Consider the following 20,379-nt stretch of genomic DNA (forward strand, 5'->3'; position numbering starts at 1 on the left):
TGTTATTCTGTTATTTATAACTTCTCGATTTAACTTCAATATTTTCGTACTCCAAATTTTCTTTGTGAAGCACTTCATTCCCGGGATCTCCCGTGTATTCCCAAGCGGCAACGTACATAAAGTTTTCGTCGTCGCGGAGGGCTTCTCCTTCTTCGGTTTGATATTCTTCACGGAAGTGACCCCCACAACTTTCGTTACGGTGAAGCGCGTCCTTTGCGAATAATTCACCCAACTCTAAAAAATCGGCCACTCGAGTGGCTTTTTCAAGTTCGGCGTTCATTTCGGTCATAGTACCGGGAACCCTAACATCTCTCCAAAATTCTTCGCGTAAGGCTCTAATTTCGGTCATTGCCGACTCTAAATCTTTTGCATTACGGGCCATTCCGCATTTGTTCCACATAATATGGCCCAGTTTTTTATGGAAATGATCTACCGAGTGTGTTCCCTTATTATTTATTAGTTTCTCTAAAAGCTCGCGCACTTTATGCTCCGCTTCCACAAATTCCTTTGATTCAGTAGATATAGGTCCGGTTTTAATATCTTGTGAAAGATAATCGCCAATGGTATAAGGCAATACAAAATAACCATCTGCCAAGCCTTGCATTAAGGCCGAAGCGCCCAATCGGTTTGCGCCGTGATCACTAAAGTTGGCTTCTCCAGTTACATAACAACCCGGAATTGTAGATTGTAAATCGTAATCTACCCAAATTCCACCCATTGTATAATGCACGGCTGGATAAATCATCATTGGGGTTTCGTACGGATTTTCATCTACAATTTTCTGATACATTTGGAATAGGTTCCCGTATTTATCTTCAATTACCTTTTTTCCCAATTTTGTAACTTCTTCTTTACTTGGGCTATGATTTCCGTGAATTCCGGCCTGCTCCTTTCCATAACGCTCAATTGCTGAGGCAAAATCCAAAAATACGGCCTGCCCAGTCTTATTTACGCCATAACCGGCATCGCATCGTTCTTTGGCAGCACGCGAAGCAACGTCGCGCGGCACTAAGTTTCCGAAAGAAGGATATCTTCTCTCCAAATAATAATCTCTTTCCTCTGCTGAAAGATCGTTCGGTTTTTTCGATCCGTTTCTAATAGCTTCGGCATCTTCCTTCTTCTTTGGAACCCATATTCTACCATCGTTTCGCAAAGATTCAGACATTAAAGTTAGTTTACTTTGATGGTCTCCTGAAACAGGAATGCACGTAGGATGTATCTGTGTGTAGCATGGATTTGCAAAATACGCACCTCTTTTATGGATTTTCCACGAAGCAGTAACGTTACTTCCCATAGCATTTGTAGATAAAAAGAAAACATTTCCGTAACCGCCCGAAGCAATAACCACGGCGTGTGCGGAATGTCTTTCTATTTCACCTGAAATTAAATCACGCGCAATAATTCCTCTGGCTTTTCCATCAACAATTACTAAATCTAGCATTTCGTGACGGTTGTATGGAGTAATTTTTCCGCGGTTAATTTGACGGTTCATTGCAGAATACGCTCCTAATAATAATTGTTGTCCGGTTTGTCCTTTGGCATAAAAGGTACGCGATACCAACACGCCACCAAAGGAGCGATTGTCTAAGTACCCACCGTATTCACGTGCGAAGGGAACCCCTTGCGCTACGCATTGATCTATAATATTTGCCGACACCTCAGCCAATCGGTACACATTTGCTTCGCGCGAACGGTAGTCGCCACCTTTTACAGTATCATAAAACAATCTGTAGTTTGAATCGCCATCACCTTGGTAGTTTTTGGCAGCGTTAATACCTCCTTGTGCAGCAATAGAGTGTGCACGACGCGGCGAATCTTGGTAGCAGAATGTTTTTACATTGTAACCCAATTCGGCCAGAGTTGCCGCAGCACTACCGCCGGCAAGCCCAGTACCAACCACAATAACATCTATACTGCGCTTGTTGGCCGGGTTAACGAGGTTTATATCGTTTTTATGTTTTGTCCACTTATCTGCTAAGGGTCCTTTTGGGATTTTTGAATCTAATTTTGACATAGCGTTGCGTTTCGTGGTGTTTATTGATTAAAGTGAAGATAAAGCGCAATGAAAATAAATCCTAAAGGAATAAATATTGCGTAAAACTGGGTAAAGCCTCTTAAGCCTTTTGAATATTTGTTGTTCCAGCCCATGCTCTGAAAAGACGATGAAAACCCGTGCCATAAGTGCAAAGCAAGCAAAACAAAAGCCAAGCAATACAAACCGGTGCGTACCGGGCTTTCAAATTTATGCAGTAATTCTGGGTAATACCGCGTTGCATCCAGCGGATTGCTTTCAACGTATTTATGAACTATTTCCGGAAACCAGAAATCGTAAAAATGAAGTCCCAAAAACGCCAAAATAACGGCACCACTAATAATCATATTTCGCGAAGCCCACGTTGAATTTTTGTTTCCTTTAAACGAAACGTAATTTATTTGTCGTGCGTTGCGATTTCTTATTTCAAGAACCAGCCCCATTATAAAGTGAAAAACCACTCCAAAAATCAAAATAGGCTGCGCAATAAATTGCACAACAAAATTATGCCCCATAAAATGAGACAGATTATTAAAAGTTTCAGGATCTATGACCGAAGTAATGTTGATGGTAAAATGTTGTGCCAAAAACAAAACAAGAAACAAGCCGGAAAGCGCCATAGCAACTTTTCGTGCAATTGAAGAAGATAATATTGCCATTATGGTTTTATTTCAAGAATAGTGATACAAAAATACACTTCAAAAGGCATGTCGCCAAACATTCTTAATTTTTTAAAATCTATTTAGAATCGATTTAAATACAAAATTATATTATTTTTAAATCGGTAGTTGCCTCCTTGCCGTTCAATAAAATATTCAATTTATACGCTCCTTTGGGAAGATAGAAGATACCATTGTCTGCTTCCTTAATTTTAATGTCAGATTTTTTAAAAACTTTTATTCCTTTTTCAGATATTGAAAAATTATATTCCACCACATTAATTCCTTCTGTAGCTTCGATTGTAAACTGATGCAGCACCTTTCCTTCCTGTGATTTAATTGAAATAACCGCTTTTCCACTTTGGGGGCTGTAAAATTGAATTTTCATTTTTGGCTCATAAATTTCACCCCAAGTGCTCCATTTGCTTCCCCAACGCGGACTAAAATTTATTGAATCTATTTCGGATAATACTACTTCGTTCATCGTGCTTTTATTCAACTTTTGAAGCAAATTAATATCGGCTACATAAATAGAACGGCCGTGTGTGCCTAAAACCAAATCTTTAGCCTCGGGCTGAATTACCAAATCGTGCACCGCAACGTTGGGCAATTCTTTTGAAAATACTTCCCAATTTTCGCCGCGATTAAAAGAAACGTATGCGCCGTTATCTGTTCCCAAATACAATAAATCTTCATTTTCTGGATCTTCCTTTATAACATTCACGGGAGACTCAGGTAGATTACTGCGAATATCTTTCCACGTGACGCCGTAATTTTCACTTACAAAAACCAAGGGGGTAAAATCATCCTGCCGATACCCGTTTAAAGTAACATAAACCCGTTCTTTTTTATGCGAAGAGGCAATCACACGGCTTATCCAGTATCCGGCGGGAAGGTTATTCGAAATTTTAGCCCATTGACCCCCTGCGTCTTTGCTAAGGTGCAACAAACCGTCATCGCTACCAGTATATAAAAGTCCAAACTGAAAAGGAGACTCACTAATAGTCGTAAGCGTTCCAAAAGCCACATTCCCTGGTTTTCCACCATTGGTTAAATCTTCAGAAATTGCGGTCCAATCTTCTCCTTGGTTCATACTTCGCATTAACTTATTGCCGCCCAAATAAAGAATATCCTGATTGTGCGAGCTCAACAAAATAGGCGTTTGCCAATTAAAACGATACGGACTGTCGCCTAGCTCGTGCTTGGGTTGTATGTAAACAGGTTCGCCACCGTTTCTATTTAATCTGTAGTAGTTGCCAAATTGAAATCCCGTATATACAATATTGCTATTTCTGTTGTCAATTTCTACCTGCATACCATCTCCTCCAAATAGAAAATGGTAAGGATACTTTCCATTTTGAAGCCAGCCAGCATTTGCTTCGTAATCGCTTGGGCCCACCCAAACGCCATTGTCCTGTAAGCCTCCGTAAACATTGTAGTTTTTTTCGTGATCTACATTTACCGCATAAAATTGACCCACTGCTGGTGAATTATTTTTTATCCACGTTTTACCATCGTCGTACGTAATATTAACGCCGCCATCGTTACCATTTATCAAGTGGCCGGGCATTTTGGGGTTTATCCAAAGTGCGTGATGGTCAACGTGCACATTATCAGCATCAATACTGGTAAAGGTTTTTCCACCGTCGGAAGATTTTAAAATTGGCACCCCATAAATATATATTTTGTTGGCATTGCTGGGATCTACATGAATTTTTCCAAAGTAATATCCGTACGAATAGTACAGATCGTCCAGAAATCTGTCGTGAGTTTTATGCCACGTTTTTCCACCATCTGTACTTTTGTAAACCTCAGCACCAATTACGGGTGTATTAAAAAGTGCGCTATTGGCATTTTCTAAATATTTGGCAACATCTTCAGGTTTTACGGTACCTACCCGAATCATTTGTTTTACATTTTCGGAACGATATTTTTCCTGAAAACCATTCATTTTTAAAAATTGGTTTAGCTTTTTGTCATCCAGCGCCAAGAAAGTTGCAACATCCATTGTTTTAAAATCGTCTTTAGTGAGCATTTCCGAATCTTCTTTTTTCTCTTCTTCCGCTCTGTGAAATTGATTATCCACTATTAAATAAACTGTGTTGTCATCAACCACGGCGGTACCCATGCGGCCCATTCCTTTTCCTATTGGCAATCCGCTATTTTCTGTTGAAATTTTAGTCCACGTACTTCCAGCATCCGTACTTTTATAAACACCACTACCCGGACCGCTACCTTCAAAATTCCACGCTTTCCGATCTTTGTCCCACGCTGTGGCGTACATTGTGTTGAAATTTTTAGGATTTACAGAAATTTCAATTATACCAGTTTCGTTATTTATAAAAAGAGTTTTATTCCACGTTTTACCGCCATCGGTACTTTTAAAAACCCCGCGCTGCTCATTAGTTGAATACAAATGCCCCACGGCTCCCACAACCACTTCATCTGGATTGGACGGATTTATAAGAATACTACTTATATGGTGGCTATCCGTTAGCCCCATAATTTGCCACGTTTTACCTTTGTCTTCGCTTTTCAGCAAACCAATTCCGGCGTAGGAAGAACGCGACGCATTTACCTCACCTGTACCCACCCAAATAGTTCCATCTTGCCAATTTACTGCCACGCAACCCACATTTTGAGTAGGACTATTATCCATAATTGGAGTGAAGGACGTGCCATTATTATTTGTGTACCAAACTCCACCGCTGGCATAACCCACATAAAATTCAATAGGGTTATTAGGATTTACCGCAAAATCTACCACCCGTCCGCTCATAATGCTCGGGCCAATGTTTTTAAACGGTAAATTTTTAACCGAAGAAGTTTGAGCCAGTTCCGATTTTCTTTGAATACTAGATGTAACGGTAGTTTCAGAAATAGCGCCTTGTTGCGAATAAACTAATACAGTAGTAAAGCAAAGTACCGAAAGAATAAAATTTTTCATCAAAATTGGTTTTAAGAATTATGAAAGTACTTATTTGAGATGGGGTATGCAACTGTAATTGAAGCCTTGCTAAATTAAAATAAAAGATTACCTATTAAAATGCGCAGCGACCGGATAAAAATTTTTTCTATTTCAGTAGTACAAAAGATTTTAAGCGAAATAATTAATAGTAATATTTCACAAAAACCTTATTTTAGGCGAACAGAAAATTTAATTGGGACGAAAAAGTTCAAATATATCGCGGTCCGAATAACAAATGATTGTTTTAGATGAAAAATATTGAAGAAGTAATTAGCTATCACGCAAATTTTATCCCTAAAAAAGAGGCCAACGAGTTGTTTGAACATTTAATGGAGATTGAAGAACTTACGCGCATGATGGAAATTACAACTTTCGCTGGCGTACATTTTAAATTTGATTTTGGCAAAATAATGTTTCTCGACAAAGACCTCATAGAACAAAATAAATTTCCCGAAACGGTCTGGGGCCACAATAGAATTTGGTCCGAGCAGATGTTAGCCCTTAAAAGTCAAGTTGAAGATTTCACGGGCGAAAAATTTAAAACCTGTGTTTGTATTTATTATCCCGACGGAAATGCTGGAGTAGATTACCATTCAGATAAAACAGCTTATGGCGATACTACGGTAATCCCTGCAATTAGTTTAGGCGAGGAACGACAATTTTGTTTTAGAGAAAACCAAACTTTAGAAAAATCAAGTATGGTGCTAAATCACGGCAGTTTATTAATTATGAAAGCAGATTGTCAAGAAAGCTTTCAACACAGTTTACCCGTAGATCCGGCATATAAAAACCCAAGAATAAGTATAACTTTTAGAAAGTTCGGATATTGACTCTACAGATCGTTCAATGGGCTTAAATCAACATAAACAATAGGGTTATTCAATTCATTTAAAATTCGTTTAATGAACATTAAATTAAATCTTTTTTTCCTTTTAATCTTTCAGATTGGGATCTCGCAACAATATGACACGGTTTATATTGAAGCAGAAAATATAGACGAGAACAACAAAATTTATAAACCCGGAAGTGTATTTATTTACGATTACGAAATAAATTTAAATGGAGAAAAACTAAAACTTAAACGGAATGAAGGAATGTTCGCAAACAGTAATTTTGAACTTACGCCAATAAGCACTGACAGTATTGGGGTAACTAAGATTCATTTAATAGTTCAACCCATAGAAAACAACAATAGAAGTAACGAAAACCAAACTCAAATTTCGTATTTGCAGGAACCTACTTTTGCATCAATAACCTCAACTGGCGCAGTAGAAAATGAAAAAAATGTATGGATCCATCCTATTAGATCTGGTTTTTTTAATTGTTTGGAAACAGCATCATTTCCCTTTGTAAAAACGCCTTTAAAATTAAATTCTACTTGGACCGATAAAATGCAGATTGGCGAAGGATGGGGAAACAAAATGTGGGGTACTTGGGAAGGAAAACTCCTGCTAACCTATAATTATAAGATAGTTGGCACCGAAACCCTCGATACAGAAATGGGCAAAGTACCTTGTTTTATTGTTGAAAGCACCGCAACATCAAATCTTGGAGTTACTAAATTAAAAAGCTTCTTTTCAGAAATTTATGGTTTTGTACGCTTAGAATATGAATTATTAAACAACCTAAAAGTAAATATGTGGCTCATTGAAACCAAAAATGAAGTGGAATTTAATGATACAGGAACCTTTTTTAAAACTAAAAAATATATGAAACAACAATAAAGTTGCTCGTTACCGCTAAATTGAAAGCTAGTTAAAAAACCCTACATTTAATTTATAACTACATCGTATGAAATATCTATTTTTCCTCCTACTCACTTTAAGTTTCACCACGTTTTTTGCACAAAATAATATAAACACATATATAGAGGAAGGCATAGCCTACCACGACAAAGGCGAATACGACAAAGCACTTGCAACTTATGAAAAGGCATTAATATTAGACCCACAATCTACGGTAGTAAATTATGAAATGGCACTGAGCTATTTTAAAAAAAACGATTATAAAAACACCATAGCCCGTGCAGATATGGTACTTAAAAAAAACGAAGATAATTTGGTTAACGCCTACCTTATTAAAGGATCTGCTTTAGATATGATGGGCGAGGTAAAACAGTCTATTAAACTTTTTGAAAAAGCAATGCGAAAATTTCCGGATGACTACCTTTTGCCTTATAACTTAGCGCTAAATCATTACAAACTGAACCAGATGGAAGAAGCCAAAGAAAATGTAATTAAGGCCTTAGAAAACAATCCCAGCCACGGTAGCAGCCATTGGATGCTCGCAAATATTGAATCTGAGCAGGGCAACACTGTACAATCGTTGCTGGCTAATTATTATTTCCTCTTTTTAGAACCAAATTCTTCTCGCTCATTAGATGCTTACACAATGCTTCAACTAAATTTTTCGGGAAACGTAACTAAAGGTAAAGACGAAGCCATAACTATAAATATATCCATGAGTGATGGCGATGATCCCTTTTCCGCTGCTGCACTAATGCTCGGCCTGATGGGCGCCTCAAATATGTTACCCGAAAACGCAGATAAAACTTCCGAAGAACTTTTTGTGGAAAATACCAATTCCTTTTTTCAAGTTTTGGGCGAATTGAAAAAGGAAAAAGAAAAAGGCCTCTATTGGAATTTTTATGTTCCTTTCTTCTACGACCTTGCCAAAAGCAACCATTTAGAAGCGTACTGCATGTATATTTCGCAAAGCGGAAACGAAAATGCCGAAGCGTGGCTAAATGAAAATAGCGAAAAATTAAAAGCCTTTGCCGCGTGGTTAAAGATGTAGTTTGTATTGCAACGACCACACAATTACAATTATACAATTAGTACACATTTAACCCTTTCCCTTCCTTGGATAACTTTGAAATAATTAATTTTGCGCTTCGTTCATTCCAACAGGTTAAGAGCAAACAAAATTAGCATACTTGCTTTGCTAAATTTAACCAAAAATTCTTTTTATTAAAATAAAACACAACAGATGAAGTACGATCAAATTTCCAGTAAACTCTTTGTAAAAAACCGCAAAAACTTTATGGCGCAGATGAAACCAAAAAGTGTAGCCGTTTTTAACAGTAACGATATTTACCCAATTAGTGCAGACAGCACCATGCCATTTCAGCAGGCGCGCGATATTTTTTATTTAACAGGCGCCGATCAGGAAGAAACTATTCTGGTACTCTTTCCCGATGCTCCTTATGAAGAGCACCGCGAAATGCTATTTGTACGCGAAACAAACGACCATATTGCCGTTTGGGAAGGTGAAAAGTTAACCAAGGAAAAAGCTACAGAAGTTAGCGGTATAAAATCTATTCACTGGTTAAAAGATTTTGATAAAATCTTTTTTGAAGTAATGACCCAAGCCGAGCGTATTTATTTTAACACTAACGAACATTATCGCCAAAGTGTTGTAACCGAAACCCGCGAAGATCGTTTTATAAAAGCTACGAAAGCAAAATTTCCTGCTCACAGTTGGGAACGAAGCAACCCAATTTTACAAGCACTGCGTTCTGTAAAAGATCCTATTGAAATAGAAATTATGCAGCAAGCTTGCAATATTACGGAAAAAGGACATAGAAGAGTTTTAAATTTCGTAAAACCAGGAGTGTGGGAATACGAAATTGAAGCCGAATATATGCACGAGTTTTTAAGAAATCGTTCGCGCGGTTTCGCATATACTCCAATTATAGGAAGCGGCAATAACGCAAATGTGCTACATTATGTGGTAAACAACCAACAGTGTAAAGACGGCGATTTAATTTTAATAGATGTAGGTGCCGAATACGCAAACTATTCTAGCGATATGACGCGTACAATTCCAGTGAACGGAAAATTTAGCAAACGCCAACGCCAAGTTTACGACGCGGTAAAACGCGTAAAAGATGAGGCTACAAAAATGCTCGTTCCAGGAGCTTATTGGAAAGAATTTCACGTAGAAGTGGGTAAATTAATGACCAAAGAACTGTTGGATTTAAAACTTTTAGACAAGGCAGACGTTAAAAATGAAGATCCAAATTGGCCTGCCTATAAAAAATATTTTATGCACGGCACTAGCCACCACATAGGTTTAGACACTCATGATTACGGCGTTCTTTGGGAAAAGATGACCGAAAATATGGTTTTTACCGTGGAACCAGGAATCTATATTCCAGAAGAAAGCTTTGGCGTGCGTTTGGAAGATGATGTGGTTATACAAAAAAATGGAGAGCCTTTTAATCTAATGCGAAATATTCCTATTGAAGCAGAAGAAATTGAGGAAATTATGAATAAGTAGAACCCAATTTATAGATTTTAAACCCCAAAGGTGTTTTCTGCCCTTGGGGTTTTTTTCAAGCTATGACATTCAATTTTAAAAATACTCGCATCCATTATGAAGTTTTCGGAAAAGGTCCGGCAGTAGTACTTTTACACGGCTTTCTCGAAAGTTCTACCATGTGGAAACCGCTTATCTCCCAATTATCTGAGCACAATACAGTTATTACACTAGATTTTCCCGGTCACGGAAATAGCGGTGTACTAGCCCAAAGCTTTACTATGGAAATAATGGCAACGGTTATAGCCCAACTTCTGCTACGTTTAAATATTTCTACGGCTACATTTATCGGCCATTCTATGGGCGGATATATAGCTTTGGCTTACGCCGAATTATTTTCGGAAAACATTGAAAAATTAGTTCTATTAAACTCTAGCCCAGCAGCAGATTCCGAAGCGAGAAAAAACAATAGAAATCGCGCTTTAAAAGTTATTGATAAAAGCCCAAAAGCCTACATTAGCATGGCCATCAGCAACCTAATTGCTGAAACTTCACGTGAAAAATATAGTGCAGAAATCAACCAATTAAAAGCCGAAGCATACACCTTTCCAGTTGAAGGAATTAAAGCGGCAATAAAAGGTATGCGCGATAGAAAGGACAGAACCGAGGTACTTAAAAATTTCGGAAAAGAAAAGCACGTACTACTTGCTGCAGACGACCCTATTTTACCAGTATTGGAAGTAAAAGAACTAGCAGAAAACTGTAACGCAACGGTAAAAGTTATAGCGGGTGGACACATGAGTTTAATAGAAAATAAAGACTCTGTTGCCAAATATTTAAAGCAATTGCTATAACTATTGCATTATTGCTAAATAATGGCTAGCTTTATCAAATAAACCCTAAATCTTCCTTAAGATGGAAAAAGTCATGCCCCAAAGCCGACCTCCTATCTCAAGCCTAATCTGTTTTGCATTTGGCCACGATTATATCGTAACTCGCAAAATTACCAATCACATTTTTGAATATCAATGTGCTTGCTGCGGGAAAGAGGTTTCTAACAATCGCTCCGGTAAATTTGAAAAACTTACCCTCCAACGCCGTAAACTAAACGAAAAATTAATGCAGTATATTCGAAAGAAGAAAAAGCTTTTATATTATTAAAAACCAACCTCCTTTATGAATGCTTCATTTTTCCGTATAGGAAATAAACTAACTTGTAGTTACACTAAAGAATTATTCTTCGCTACTTAGTGCATTCCAACCACGTGCAATTAGCGGTATTTTCGCACCAGCGCGGCTAATTAAATGCACGCCTTCATTTTCATCGGTAATATGTCCAATAATTGATAAGTGTGGGTTGGCCTTTATTTTTGGAAAATCTTCTGTTTTAACAGTAAAGAGCAATTCATAATCTTCTCCGCCACTTAAGGCTATTGTAGTGCTATCTAGTTTAAATTCTTCACAGGTAGAAATTACTTGCGGATCTAGGGGGATTTTATCTTCATATAAATTACATCCCACTTTAGAGCTTTTACAGATATGTAATATTTCAGAAGACAAACCGTCGCTAATATCAATCATTGCCGTTGGTTTTACGCCCAATTCTCTCAATAAGCCAGGAATATCTTTTCGTGCCTCCGGCTTTAGCTGCCGTTCTATTAAGTAGGAATACGGCTCTAAATCTGGCTGCGAATTAGGGTTCACTTTAAAAACTTCCTTTTCGCGTTCCAAAATCTGCAATCCCATATATGCCGCACCAAGGTCGCCCGATACTACTAGCAAATCGTTTTCTTTTGCACCGCTTCTGTAAATTGCCTCTCCTTTTGCCACAGTACCCAAAGCTGTTATGCTAATTAGCAAACCTCTGGTAGATGAGGTAGTGTCTCCTCCAATTACATCTACATTGTACATAGTAGCAGCAGTAGCAATTCCGGCATAGAGCTCTTCCAAAGCTTCCACCGGAAATCTGTTAGATACCGCAATACTCACTGTTATTTGCGAAGGCTCCGCATTCATTGCGAAAACATCAGAAAGATTAACGACTACCGCCTTGTATCCCAAATGTTTTAGGGGCATATAGCTTAAGTCAAAATGAACTCCTTCAAGGAGTAAATCGGTAGTAACAACTATTTCGTTTTTTGAGTCGCAAGCAAGAACAGCTGCGTCATCGCCAATTCCCTTTACAGTGGACTTTTGCTTTATTTTAAAGTTCTTTGTTAGATGGTCAATTAGGCCAAATTCACCCAAACTTTCAATACTTGTAGCGGAGTTATCTTTATTCTCAAACATATAATGTTTTTGCAATTTATGGCAAAAATACAGTAACCAATAGCAATAAAAAAGCTAATTGTAAATAATGGTTGTTTCATTGATTATAACCTAGCAGAAGAAAAAAAAGCAGCATTACATTAATATTTAACCTCTTAGGTTTGTAAGAAAACTCAGAATATGTTTACATTTAGCCCCACTTTTAATTTTACAAAACAAACCGATGAAAAAATTAGTACCCTTTATTGCACTATTTCTTAGTATAATCGCAGTAGCCCAAACACCTTGTATTAATGGTATGGCTGGCCAGTACCCGTGTAACGGATTAGACTTACAGTCGCGTATTAGCCTCGCCACCTTTAGCACTGATAAAGGAAATGATTCTTGGGGTTGGACCGATCCGCAAGATGGTCGAGAATATGCTATAATGGGCTTGGGCAATGGCACCGCTTTTGTTGACATTACAGACCCCATTAACCCATTATATTTAGGCAAATTACCTACCCACAGTAGCTCAAGTACTTGGAGAGATATTAAAGTGTACAACGACCATGCTTTTATTGTAAGTGAAGCCAACGGACACGGAATGCAGGTTTTTGACTTAACAAGGCTACGCAACGTTACCAACGCTCCAGAAACTTTTACTGAAGATGCTCATTACAATGGTTTTGGCAATGCTCACAATATTGTAATTAATGAAGAAACTGGTTTTGCTTACGCAGTGGGCACAAGCACATTTGGCGGAGGACCCCATTTTGTTAATATTCAAGACCCACTAAACCCAATGGGAGCCGGCGGTTTTAGTGACGACAATTATTGCCATGACGCACAAGTTGTAATGTACGACGGCCCTGATGCAGATTACACAGGTCGCGAAATTTTATTCGGAAGTAACGAAGATAGAATTTCAATTGTAGATGTAACAGATAAAAACAATCCTGTTGGAATTTCAGTTGGGTTCTACGGAAGCATTGACTATACACACCAAGGATGGCTAACTGACGATAAACGCTACTTTATTATTGGAGACGAATTAGACGAAGCTAATTTCGGATTTAACACTAGAACAATCATTTTTGACGTGAGCGACTTAGATAATCCAGTAGTTCATTTTGAATACGAAGCTGCTGTCGAGGCAATAGATCACAACGGGTATGTAAAAGGAAATGAATTTTATCTGTCTAGCTACAGAGCTGGTTTAAGAGTGTTTGATATTAGTGACTTGGATAACGAAAATTTCGTTGAAACCAAGTTTTTCGACACGTATCCCACGAGTAATTCGGCCCGTTTTGACGGCGCTTGGAGCGTATATCCTTATTTTGCCAGTGGCAATATTGTTATTAGCGACATAAATAGAGGATTGTTTATTGTAAAAGATCCGCTTTTAAACGTTTCAGATAATAACATCGCTGCTTTTGCCATCGCACCAAATCCTGCAACAGAGCGTGTTACCGTTTCATCCAAAGAAGATCCAATTCATAAAATTGAAATATACAATGTATTGGGTCAGAAAGTAATGCACTTAACCGTTGCTAATAGTCTTTCTGAAAGTATCGACATTTCAAAATTTCAAGCTGGAATGTATATAATGAAAATAAATGCCACCACAACAAAACGATTGTTGATAGACTAAAAAATTGAGTTTCCCCTTTATGCCAAATAGTAAATTGAGTAGATTAAACGTTGCAATTCTTTCGCTATCCTTTTCACTTTTAGTTTCTTCCTGCGGAAAAGATGATGGCCCCCAGACCGAGCCAGAACCTGAAATAAGTGTAGAAGTAGAACTTATAAAAACTTACGGGGGGAGCGGAATAGACGAAGCTGTCTCTGTTGTAGAAGCAGCAGACGGCAGTTATCTAATCCTAGGCACCACCCGAAGTTCTGATGGCGATATTACAGACAGATCTGGCAACGATAGCGATTTCTGGCTTTTAAAGGTTTCTAAGGAAGGAACTATTATTTGGAGTAAAACCTACGGTGGTAGTGATGACGAAAATGCTGCACGAATTACAAAAACAAATGATGGCGGCTTTTTACTTACCGGTTATACCTCCAGTAGCGATGGCGATATAAATTTTAACGCAGGGTTCCAAGATTATTGGATTGTTAAAATTAACGCCAGCGGTACTATAATGTGGGAAAAAACTTTTGGCTTTTCCGGTAGCGATCAAGCTTTTAAAGCTTTTCAAACTTCAGACGGAGGATATTTTATTACTGGGTATTTTGATGTATCGGCAAGCGGTGGCGCCGGAAACGATTTCCAGAAAGGTGCAAAACACGGCGTTGGAGAATATTGGGGAATTAAGCTAAATGCAAACGGATCTACCAGTTGGAGGCGTTATTTTGGCGGCAGCAATAACGATCGTAGCTACGATGCCTTAGAAACGGCAGATGGCGGATTTTTAATGACGGGAACTTCAGAAAGTGACGATTTTGACAAAACAGATCCAAAAGGCAGTTACGACTATTGGGCTGTGCGTTTAACAGCAGATGGCACCTTGCTTTGGACCAAATCCTTTGGCGGAGATGAAATAGATAACTCCTACGCTTCCGTTAAAACCGACGATGGTAACTATATCATGGTAGGCGATTCCCGCAGTAGCGATCAAGATGTTACCAACCCACGTGGCAATGCCGATGCCTGGTTAGTTAAATTTGACGACAATGGTAATAAAATATGGCAAAAATCATATGGCGGCTCCCTGTTCGATACCGCTCACAGTATTGTGCTGCGCAACAACGGCGATTATATTTTAAGTGGCCACAGCCGAAGTTCAGATGGCGATTTACAGGAAAACAACGGCCTGAATGACGTATGGGTATTTATTATTGATAAAGATGGAAATTTAAAATTTCAAAACAGCATTGGCGGATCCAACATCGAGTTTGCTTCGGAAGCAATTGAAACCACAGACAATAAAATTGTGGTTGTCGGAAATAGCGAAAGCAATGATTTAGACATACCTTTAAACAAAGGTTCTAAAGACTTTTTAATGATTAAACTGAAATAATAGTGCCTAAAAGCACGTTTTCTATAAATATGAAAATAAACGCTATCTTATTGCTAATAATGCTTGTAACCATTGGTTGCAGCACCAATGACGATCCTCCCGCCGAAGTACTTGGCTGTATGGATGCCAATTCGCTTAACTATAATTCTGCCGCAAATACAGATGACGGCTCCTGTATTTATGAAAAAAATGCAACCATTCTCTTTACCCAAAATTGGTCTGGAAACCCAGTTGCCGAAGCAGATTTAAACACCACAGAATTTTTAAACGAAGCGGGAAACTTAATAAAAATCTCGAGACTTCGGTATTTAATTTCGCGTATCGTACTAAAAAAAGCAGATGGCACTACCGTTAATTTTGACGAATACAATTTAGTAGATCTTTCAAATGTAAGTTCGTTAACACTTTCACCGGCCAATTCTATAATTACTGGAGAATATACCGGAATAACCTTTATATACGGTTTTAATGAAGCCGATAATATTAGTGGCGCATATCGCGATTTAAACGATGCCGATTGGAATTGGCCAACCAATTTAGGCGGTGGTTACCATTTTATGCAGATGGATGGCAAATTTGAAGATGTTGCAGGAATTTCACAACCTTTCAATTTTCACAACGGAACTGCACGCGTGAGTGACGGAGTTTTTGAACAGAATTTCATCGCCTTTAATTTCGACAAAAACTTCACAATTACAGACGATGCTACCATTGAAATAAAAATGGATATTTCAGAATGGTTTAAAAACCCAGTTACGTGGGACTTAAACGATCGTAGCACAAATTTAATGATGAATTATGGTGCACAAAAAGATATGCAGAAAAACGGAGGTAGCGTATTTAGTATTGGTGATATTTCACAATAAAAAATAACGAATGGTTTGTAAATTAAAACAATTTCAATTTTTAATCGGTGCTTTAGCAGTATTGATTGTAGTTGGCTGTTCTTCGAACGATTCAACTCTGGAAGAAGTTACCGAACAATACACCCCCACGCCAAAGCCTTTAACTGTTCCCACCATTCTTGAACGCCTTTTACCACCTCCTTTTATTCCAGCAGACAATCCACAAACCGAAGAAGGTATAGCCTTAGGGCGCAAATTATTTTTCGATCCCATCCTTTCAGGAAATAATACCCAGGCTTGTGCATCATGTCACAAACCCGCCAATGCCTTTACAGATAATACGCGCTTTAGTGTGGGAATAGACGGTTTGGAAGGCGAGCGAAATTCGATGCCAATTTTTAACCTGGCATGGAATAGAGACAATCATTTTTTTTGGGACGGACGCGCCTTAAGTATTGAAGCCCAAGCACTGGAACCTGTAACCAATCCGGTAGAAATGCACAATACGTGGGAAAATGTCGTTGGTAGTTTACAAGACCACAGTAAATACCCAGAACTTTTTAATAAAGCATTTGGAACTAAAACCATTACCAAAGAATTGGCCGCCAAGGCCATTGCCCAGTTTGAAAGAACATTGATATCTGCCAATTCGCCATTTGACAAATATCTTTTAGGCGAAGGCAGTTTAACGCAGCAAGAATTAAACGGCTTTGATATTTTTATGGACGAAGCGCGTGGAGATTGCTTTCACTGCCACGGAAATGAAAACAGCCCCTTATGGACGGACAATATATTTCATAACAATGGGCTGGATGCTATAATTACAGACAAAGGACTGGGCAACGTAACTGGCGACCCCAACGACGATGGCCTTTTTAAATCGCCCTCCCTTCGTAATCTCGCCTATACAGCACCCTATATGCACGACGGTCGCTTTGCAACTTTAGACGAAGTTATTAACCATTATAGCGAAGGTTTGGTTTACTCCCGAACCATAGACCCTCTTATGAAAGCCGTATCGCGTGGCGGCGTTCACTTATCTGAAGCCGACAAAGCAGACCTAAAAGCATTCCTGCTCTCGCTTTCCGACCCTTCCTTTCTCACCAATCCAAATTTTCAGGACCCCAATTAAATCGAACTAATTTTAGGTTTCAAAAACACGATAAAAACCAATGTGTTAATAATTGTTTAAAACTATTGTGCCATAGTTTTAAATTCCCGCTTCCGTATGGTTAAAAGTTCCATTTGATGTATATTTGCCCTCTAATTTAGAATTAATCTATATATGGTTAAAATAAGTGAAGGTGCCAAAGCAAAAATTGCACAATTGATGGCTGAAGAAGGCTTCAATATTGCAAACGATTTTGTGCGCGTTGGCGTTAAAAGCGGTGGCTGTTCTGGCTTGAGCTACGAATTAAAATTTGATCATACCATAGGCGAAAACGATAAACTTTTTGAAGAAGATCAAGTAAAAATAGCCATAGACAAAAAAAGCTTTTTATATTTAGTAGGAACCACGCTTGAGTACAGCGGAGGCCTTAACGGAAAAGGATTCGTGTTTAACAACCCCAATGCCAATCGCACCTGTGGCTGTGGTGAATCTTTTTCACTCTAAAACATTTTATGAAGATGAATAAATATACCGAAGACGATTTAAAAAAAGAACTGGAAACCAAAGAATACGAATATGGTTTCTATACCGATATTGAGTCTGATACCTTCCCCGTGGGATTGAACGAAGATGTAGTACGCGCTATTTCAAAAAAGAAAGAAGAGCCCGAGTGGATGACCGAGTGGCGTTTGGAGGCTTTTCGTGCCTGGGAAAAAATGATAGAACCCGATTGGGCAAACGTACATTACGAAAAGCCAGATTTTCAAGCTATTTCGTATTATTCCGCTCCAAATAAAAAACCCAAATACAACAGTATCGACGAGGTAGACCCCGAACTTCTAGACACTTTTAAAAGACTCGGAATTTCGTTAGATGAGCAGAAAAAACTTGCCGGAGTTGCTGTAGATATTGTTATGGACTCTGTTTCGGTAGCAACTACATTTCAAAAAACATTGGCTGAAAAAGGAATTATTTTCTGTCCTATTTCTGAAGCAATAAAAGAACATCCCGAATTAGTCAAAAAATATTTGGGAACGGTAGTTCCGCAGCGCGATAATTTTTATGCAGCATTAAATAGCGCGGTGTTTAGCGATGGATCTTTTTGCTATATTCCAAAAGGTGTTCGTTGCCCAATGGAACTTTCTACATATTTCAGAATAAACCAAGCAGGAACTGGCCAATTTGAGCGAACCCTAGTTATTGCAGATGAAGGAAGTTACGTGAGTTATCTGGAAGGTTGTACCGCACCAAGTCGCGACGAAAACCAATTGCACGCGGCGGTAGTTGAGTTAATAGCATTAGACGATGCCGAAATAAAATACTCTACAGTACAAAACTGGTTTCCGGGCGATAAAAATGGTAAAGGCGGTGTTTACAACTTCGTAACCAAAAGAGGTTTATGCGAAAAGAATGCTAAAATTTCCTGGACACAAGTAGAAACAGGAAGTGCCGTAACCTGGAAATACCCAAGTTGTGTATTAAAAGGCGACAATTCTATCGGTGAGTTTTACTCCATTGCAGTTACAAACGATTTTCAGCAAGCCGATACGGGTACCAAAATGATTCACCTCGGGAAAAACACTCGAAGTACCATAATTTCAAAAGGTATTTCGGCCGGAAAATCGCAGAACAGTTATCGTGGATTGGTTAAAATTTTACCCAATGCCGACAATGCGCGTAATTTTTCGCAGTGCGATTCCCTATTAATGGGCAACAGTTGTGGCGCACATACTTTCCCCTACATTGAAGCAAAAAACAAAACCGCCCAAATAGAACACGAAGCAACAACCAGTAAAATTGGAGAAGACCAAATTTTCTATTGTAACCAACGTGGAATTGATACCGAAAAAGCAATTGCACTAATTGTAAACGGTTTTAGTAAAGAAGTATTAAATAAGCTCCCTATGGAATTTGCCGTAGAAGCACAAAAATTATTGGAAATAAGCCTAGAAGGATCGGTAGGATAACCTTGAGTTTATGGGCTATAATTCCAAATAAACTAGGGAAACATTCTCACTATTTAATAACTTAAATTATCGTTTTATTATGAAAAAAATCTTTTTGATGCTAATGCTTTCGGCAGCGGTTTTTTCTTGTAAAAATTCAGAAGAAAAAAACGAGGCTACAGAAGAAATAGCCACCGAAAACGCAGCGACAAACCCAGACAATTTTAAAGCCTACAATGGAGATTATATAGATTCTAACGGTGCCGTAGTTTTAATGGGAACCAATTTTATTTACGGTGTAAAACGCAACGAAATTTCAGACCAACTTTCTAAACAAGTTGCCGCCGTTAAACAAAACGATTTTGATATGGTAAACGTAATAGTTAGGGGCACCGTATCTAAAAATACCGATACCGACAGTGAGTGGGAAGAGGTAATAACAATTAATGAAATTTTGAGGGTGAGTGATAAACCTTCGGAAGCAGATATAAAATTTGAAGAATCAGCAAAGAACAATTAACATGTTAAAAATAAAAGATTTACACGCCGGACTTGAAGGAAAAGATATACTACAAGGTATTAACTTAGAAGTAAAAGCAGGCGAAGTACACGCCATAATGGGCCCAAATGGCTCGGGAAAAAGTACCTTGGCATCTGTTGTTGCAGGCAAAGAAGAATTTGATGTTACAAGAGGCTACATAACTTTTGAAAATCAGGATATTTCAGAATTAGATCCAGAGGAAAGAGCGCACAAAGGTATCTTCCTCTCGTTTCAATACCCTGTTGAGATTCCAGGTGTTTCGGTAACAAATTTCATCAAAACAGCTATTAACGAAACGCGCAAATCTAAAGGACAAAAAGATATGCCAGCTTCTGAAATGTTAAAGATGATAAAGGAAAAAGCAGATTTGCTAGAAATTGACCGCAAGTTTCTTTCCCGATCCTTAAACGAAGGTTTTTCTGGAGGTGAAAAAAAACGCAACGAGATTTTCCAAATGGCAATGCTAGATCCAAAACTCGCAATTCTTGACGAAACCGATTCTGGATTGGATATTGACGCATTAAAAGTAGTTGCCAAAGGCGTTAACACCCTAAAAAGTGAAGATAACGCCGTTATAGTAATTACTCACTACCAACGTTTGTTAGATTATATAATTCCAGATTTCGTACACGTAATCATGGATGGAAAAATAGTAAAATCCGGCACCAAAGAACTTGCTTACGAGCTAGAAGAAAAAGGATACGACTGGATTAAAGAAGAATTAGTTTAAAGATTCTG

The 20,379-nt window shown here is 38.3% G+C and carries 18 protein-coding genes; 14 read left to right on the forward strand and 4 right to left on the reverse strand.

Annotated features, from left to right (window positions below):
• Nucleotides 1–10: 10 nt before the first annotated feature.
• From QCQ61_RS03750 to QCQ61_RS03760, 3 genes are all read right to left on the reverse strand, one after another.
• On the reverse strand, nt 11–2,014 hold the full coding sequence (locus QCQ61_RS03750; RefSeq protein ID WP_279449382.1) for a fumarate reductase/succinate dehydrogenase flavoprotein subunit: 2,004 nt from the start codon (nt 2,012–2,014) through the stop codon (nt 11–13).
• Between the two features lie 20 nt (nt 2,015–2,034).
• The gene (locus QCQ61_RS03755; protein WP_279449383.1) at nt 2,035–2,691 is read right to left on the reverse strand and encodes a succinate dehydrogenase cytochrome b subunit; all 657 of its coding nucleotides are present in this window, start codon (nt 2,689–2,691) and stop codon (nt 2,035–2,037) included.
• A gap of 106 nt (nt 2,692–2,797) precedes the next feature.
• On the reverse strand, nt 2,798–5,638 hold the full coding sequence (locus QCQ61_RS03760) for a WD40/YVTN/BNR-like repeat-containing protein (protein ID WP_279449384.1): 2,841 nt from the start codon (nt 5,636–5,638) through the stop codon (nt 2,798–2,800).
• Between the two features lie 269 nt (nt 5,639–5,907).
• Between QCQ61_RS03760 and QCQ61_RS03765 the strand changes: the two genes are divergently transcribed.
• From QCQ61_RS03765 to QCQ61_RS15570, 6 genes are all read left to right on the forward strand, one after another.
• The gene (locus tag QCQ61_RS03765; RefSeq protein ID WP_279449385.1) at nt 5,908–6,489 is read left to right on the forward strand and encodes an alpha-ketoglutarate-dependent dioxygenase AlkB; all 582 of its coding nucleotides are present in this window, start codon (nt 5,908–5,910) and stop codon (nt 6,487–6,489) included.
• A 72-nt stretch (nt 6,490–6,561) separates the two neighbouring features.
• Nucleotides 6,562–7,383 (forward strand): hypothetical protein, encoded by an 822-nt coding sequence (locus QCQ61_RS03770; RefSeq protein ID WP_279449386.1) that lies wholly within the window; start codon nt 6,562–6,564, stop codon nt 7,381–7,383.
• 67 nt (nt 7,384–7,450) lie between these two features.
• Nucleotides 7,451–8,455, forward strand: coding sequence for a tetratricopeptide repeat protein (locus QCQ61_RS03775; protein ID WP_279449387.1), 1,005 nt, complete (start codon nt 7,451–7,453; stop codon nt 8,453–8,455).
• Nucleotides 8,456–8,647: 192 nt separating this feature from the next.
• Complete coding sequence (locus QCQ61_RS03780; protein WP_279449388.1) at nt 8,648–9,940, forward strand: aminopeptidase P N-terminal domain-containing protein; 1,293 nt, start codon at nt 8,648–8,650, stop codon at nt 9,938–9,940.
• Nucleotides 9,941–10,002: 62 nt separating this feature from the next.
• Nucleotides 10,003–10,773 (forward strand): alpha/beta fold hydrolase, encoded by a 771-nt coding sequence (locus tag QCQ61_RS03785; protein ID WP_279449389.1) that lies wholly within the window; start codon nt 10,003–10,005, stop codon nt 10,771–10,773.
• 73 nt (nt 10,774–10,846) lie between these two features.
• On the forward strand, nt 10,847–11,080 hold the full coding sequence (locus QCQ61_RS15570; protein WP_489470565.1) for a DUF1660 family phage protein: 234 nt from the start codon (nt 10,847–10,849) through the stop codon (nt 11,078–11,080).
• Between the two features lie 72 nt (nt 11,081–11,152).
• Here the strand turns inward: QCQ61_RS15570 and thiL are convergent, their stop codons facing one another.
• On the reverse strand, nt 11,153–12,208 hold the full coding sequence (gene thiL / locus QCQ61_RS03790; protein ID WP_279449390.1) for a thiamine-phosphate kinase: 1,056 nt from the start codon (nt 12,206–12,208) through the stop codon (nt 11,153–11,155).
• A 202-nt stretch (nt 12,209–12,410) separates the two neighbouring features.
• On the opposite strand from thiL, the gene QCQ61_RS03795 reads away from it, so the two are divergent.
• The 8 genes from QCQ61_RS03795 (at nt 12,411) to sufC (ending at nt 20,371) form a co-directional block, all read left to right on the forward strand.
• Nucleotides 12,411–13,820, forward strand: a complete 1,410-nt coding sequence (locus tag QCQ61_RS03795; protein ID WP_279449391.1) for a choice-of-anchor B family protein — start codon at nt 12,411–12,413, stop codon at nt 13,818–13,820.
• Nucleotides 13,821–13,839: 19 nt separating this feature from the next.
• Entirely contained in the window at nt 13,840–15,198 is a 1,359-nt protein-coding gene (locus QCQ61_RS03800; protein WP_279449392.1) for a hypothetical protein, read from the forward strand.
• Nucleotides 15,199–15,227: 29 nt separating this feature from the next.
• The gene (locus tag QCQ61_RS03805) at nt 15,228–16,064 is read left to right on the forward strand and encodes an MbnP family protein (RefSeq protein WP_279449393.1); all 837 of its coding nucleotides are present in this window, start codon (nt 15,228–15,230) and stop codon (nt 16,062–16,064) included.
• Between the two features lie 10 nt (nt 16,065–16,074).
• Nucleotides 16,075–17,175 carry a cytochrome-c peroxidase gene (locus tag QCQ61_RS03810; protein ID WP_279449394.1) on the forward strand — a complete coding sequence of 367 codons (1,101 nt, stop codon included), beginning with the start codon at nt 16,075–16,077 and terminating at the stop codon, nt 17,173–17,175.
• Between the two features lie 153 nt (nt 17,176–17,328).
• Complete coding sequence (locus QCQ61_RS03815) at nt 17,329–17,658, forward strand: HesB/IscA family protein (protein WP_279449395.1); 330 nt, start codon at nt 17,329–17,331, stop codon at nt 17,656–17,658.
• A 14-nt stretch (nt 17,659–17,672) separates the two neighbouring features.
• On the forward strand, nt 17,673–19,121 hold the full coding sequence (gene sufB / locus QCQ61_RS03820) for a Fe-S cluster assembly protein SufB (RefSeq protein WP_279450226.1): 1,449 nt from the start codon (nt 17,673–17,675) through the stop codon (nt 19,119–19,121).
• A gap of 79 nt (nt 19,122–19,200) precedes the next feature.
• Nucleotides 19,201–19,620 (forward strand): hypothetical protein, encoded by a 420-nt coding sequence (locus QCQ61_RS03825; RefSeq protein WP_279449396.1) that lies wholly within the window; start codon nt 19,201–19,203, stop codon nt 19,618–19,620.
• A 1-nt stretch (nt 19,621) separates the two neighbouring features.
• A complete protein-coding gene (sufC, locus tag QCQ61_RS03830) occupies nt 19,622–20,371 on the forward strand; it encodes a Fe-S cluster assembly ATPase SufC (RefSeq protein WP_279449397.1) in 750 nt (249 codons plus the stop codon).
• Nucleotides 20,372–20,379: the final 8 nt, after the last annotated feature.

This window comes from Aequorivita marisscotiae, from assembly GCF_029814825.1.
GTDB classification, from domain to species: domain Bacteria; phylum Bacteroidota; class Bacteroidia; order Flavobacteriales; family Flavobacteriaceae; genus Aequorivita; species Aequorivita marisscotiae.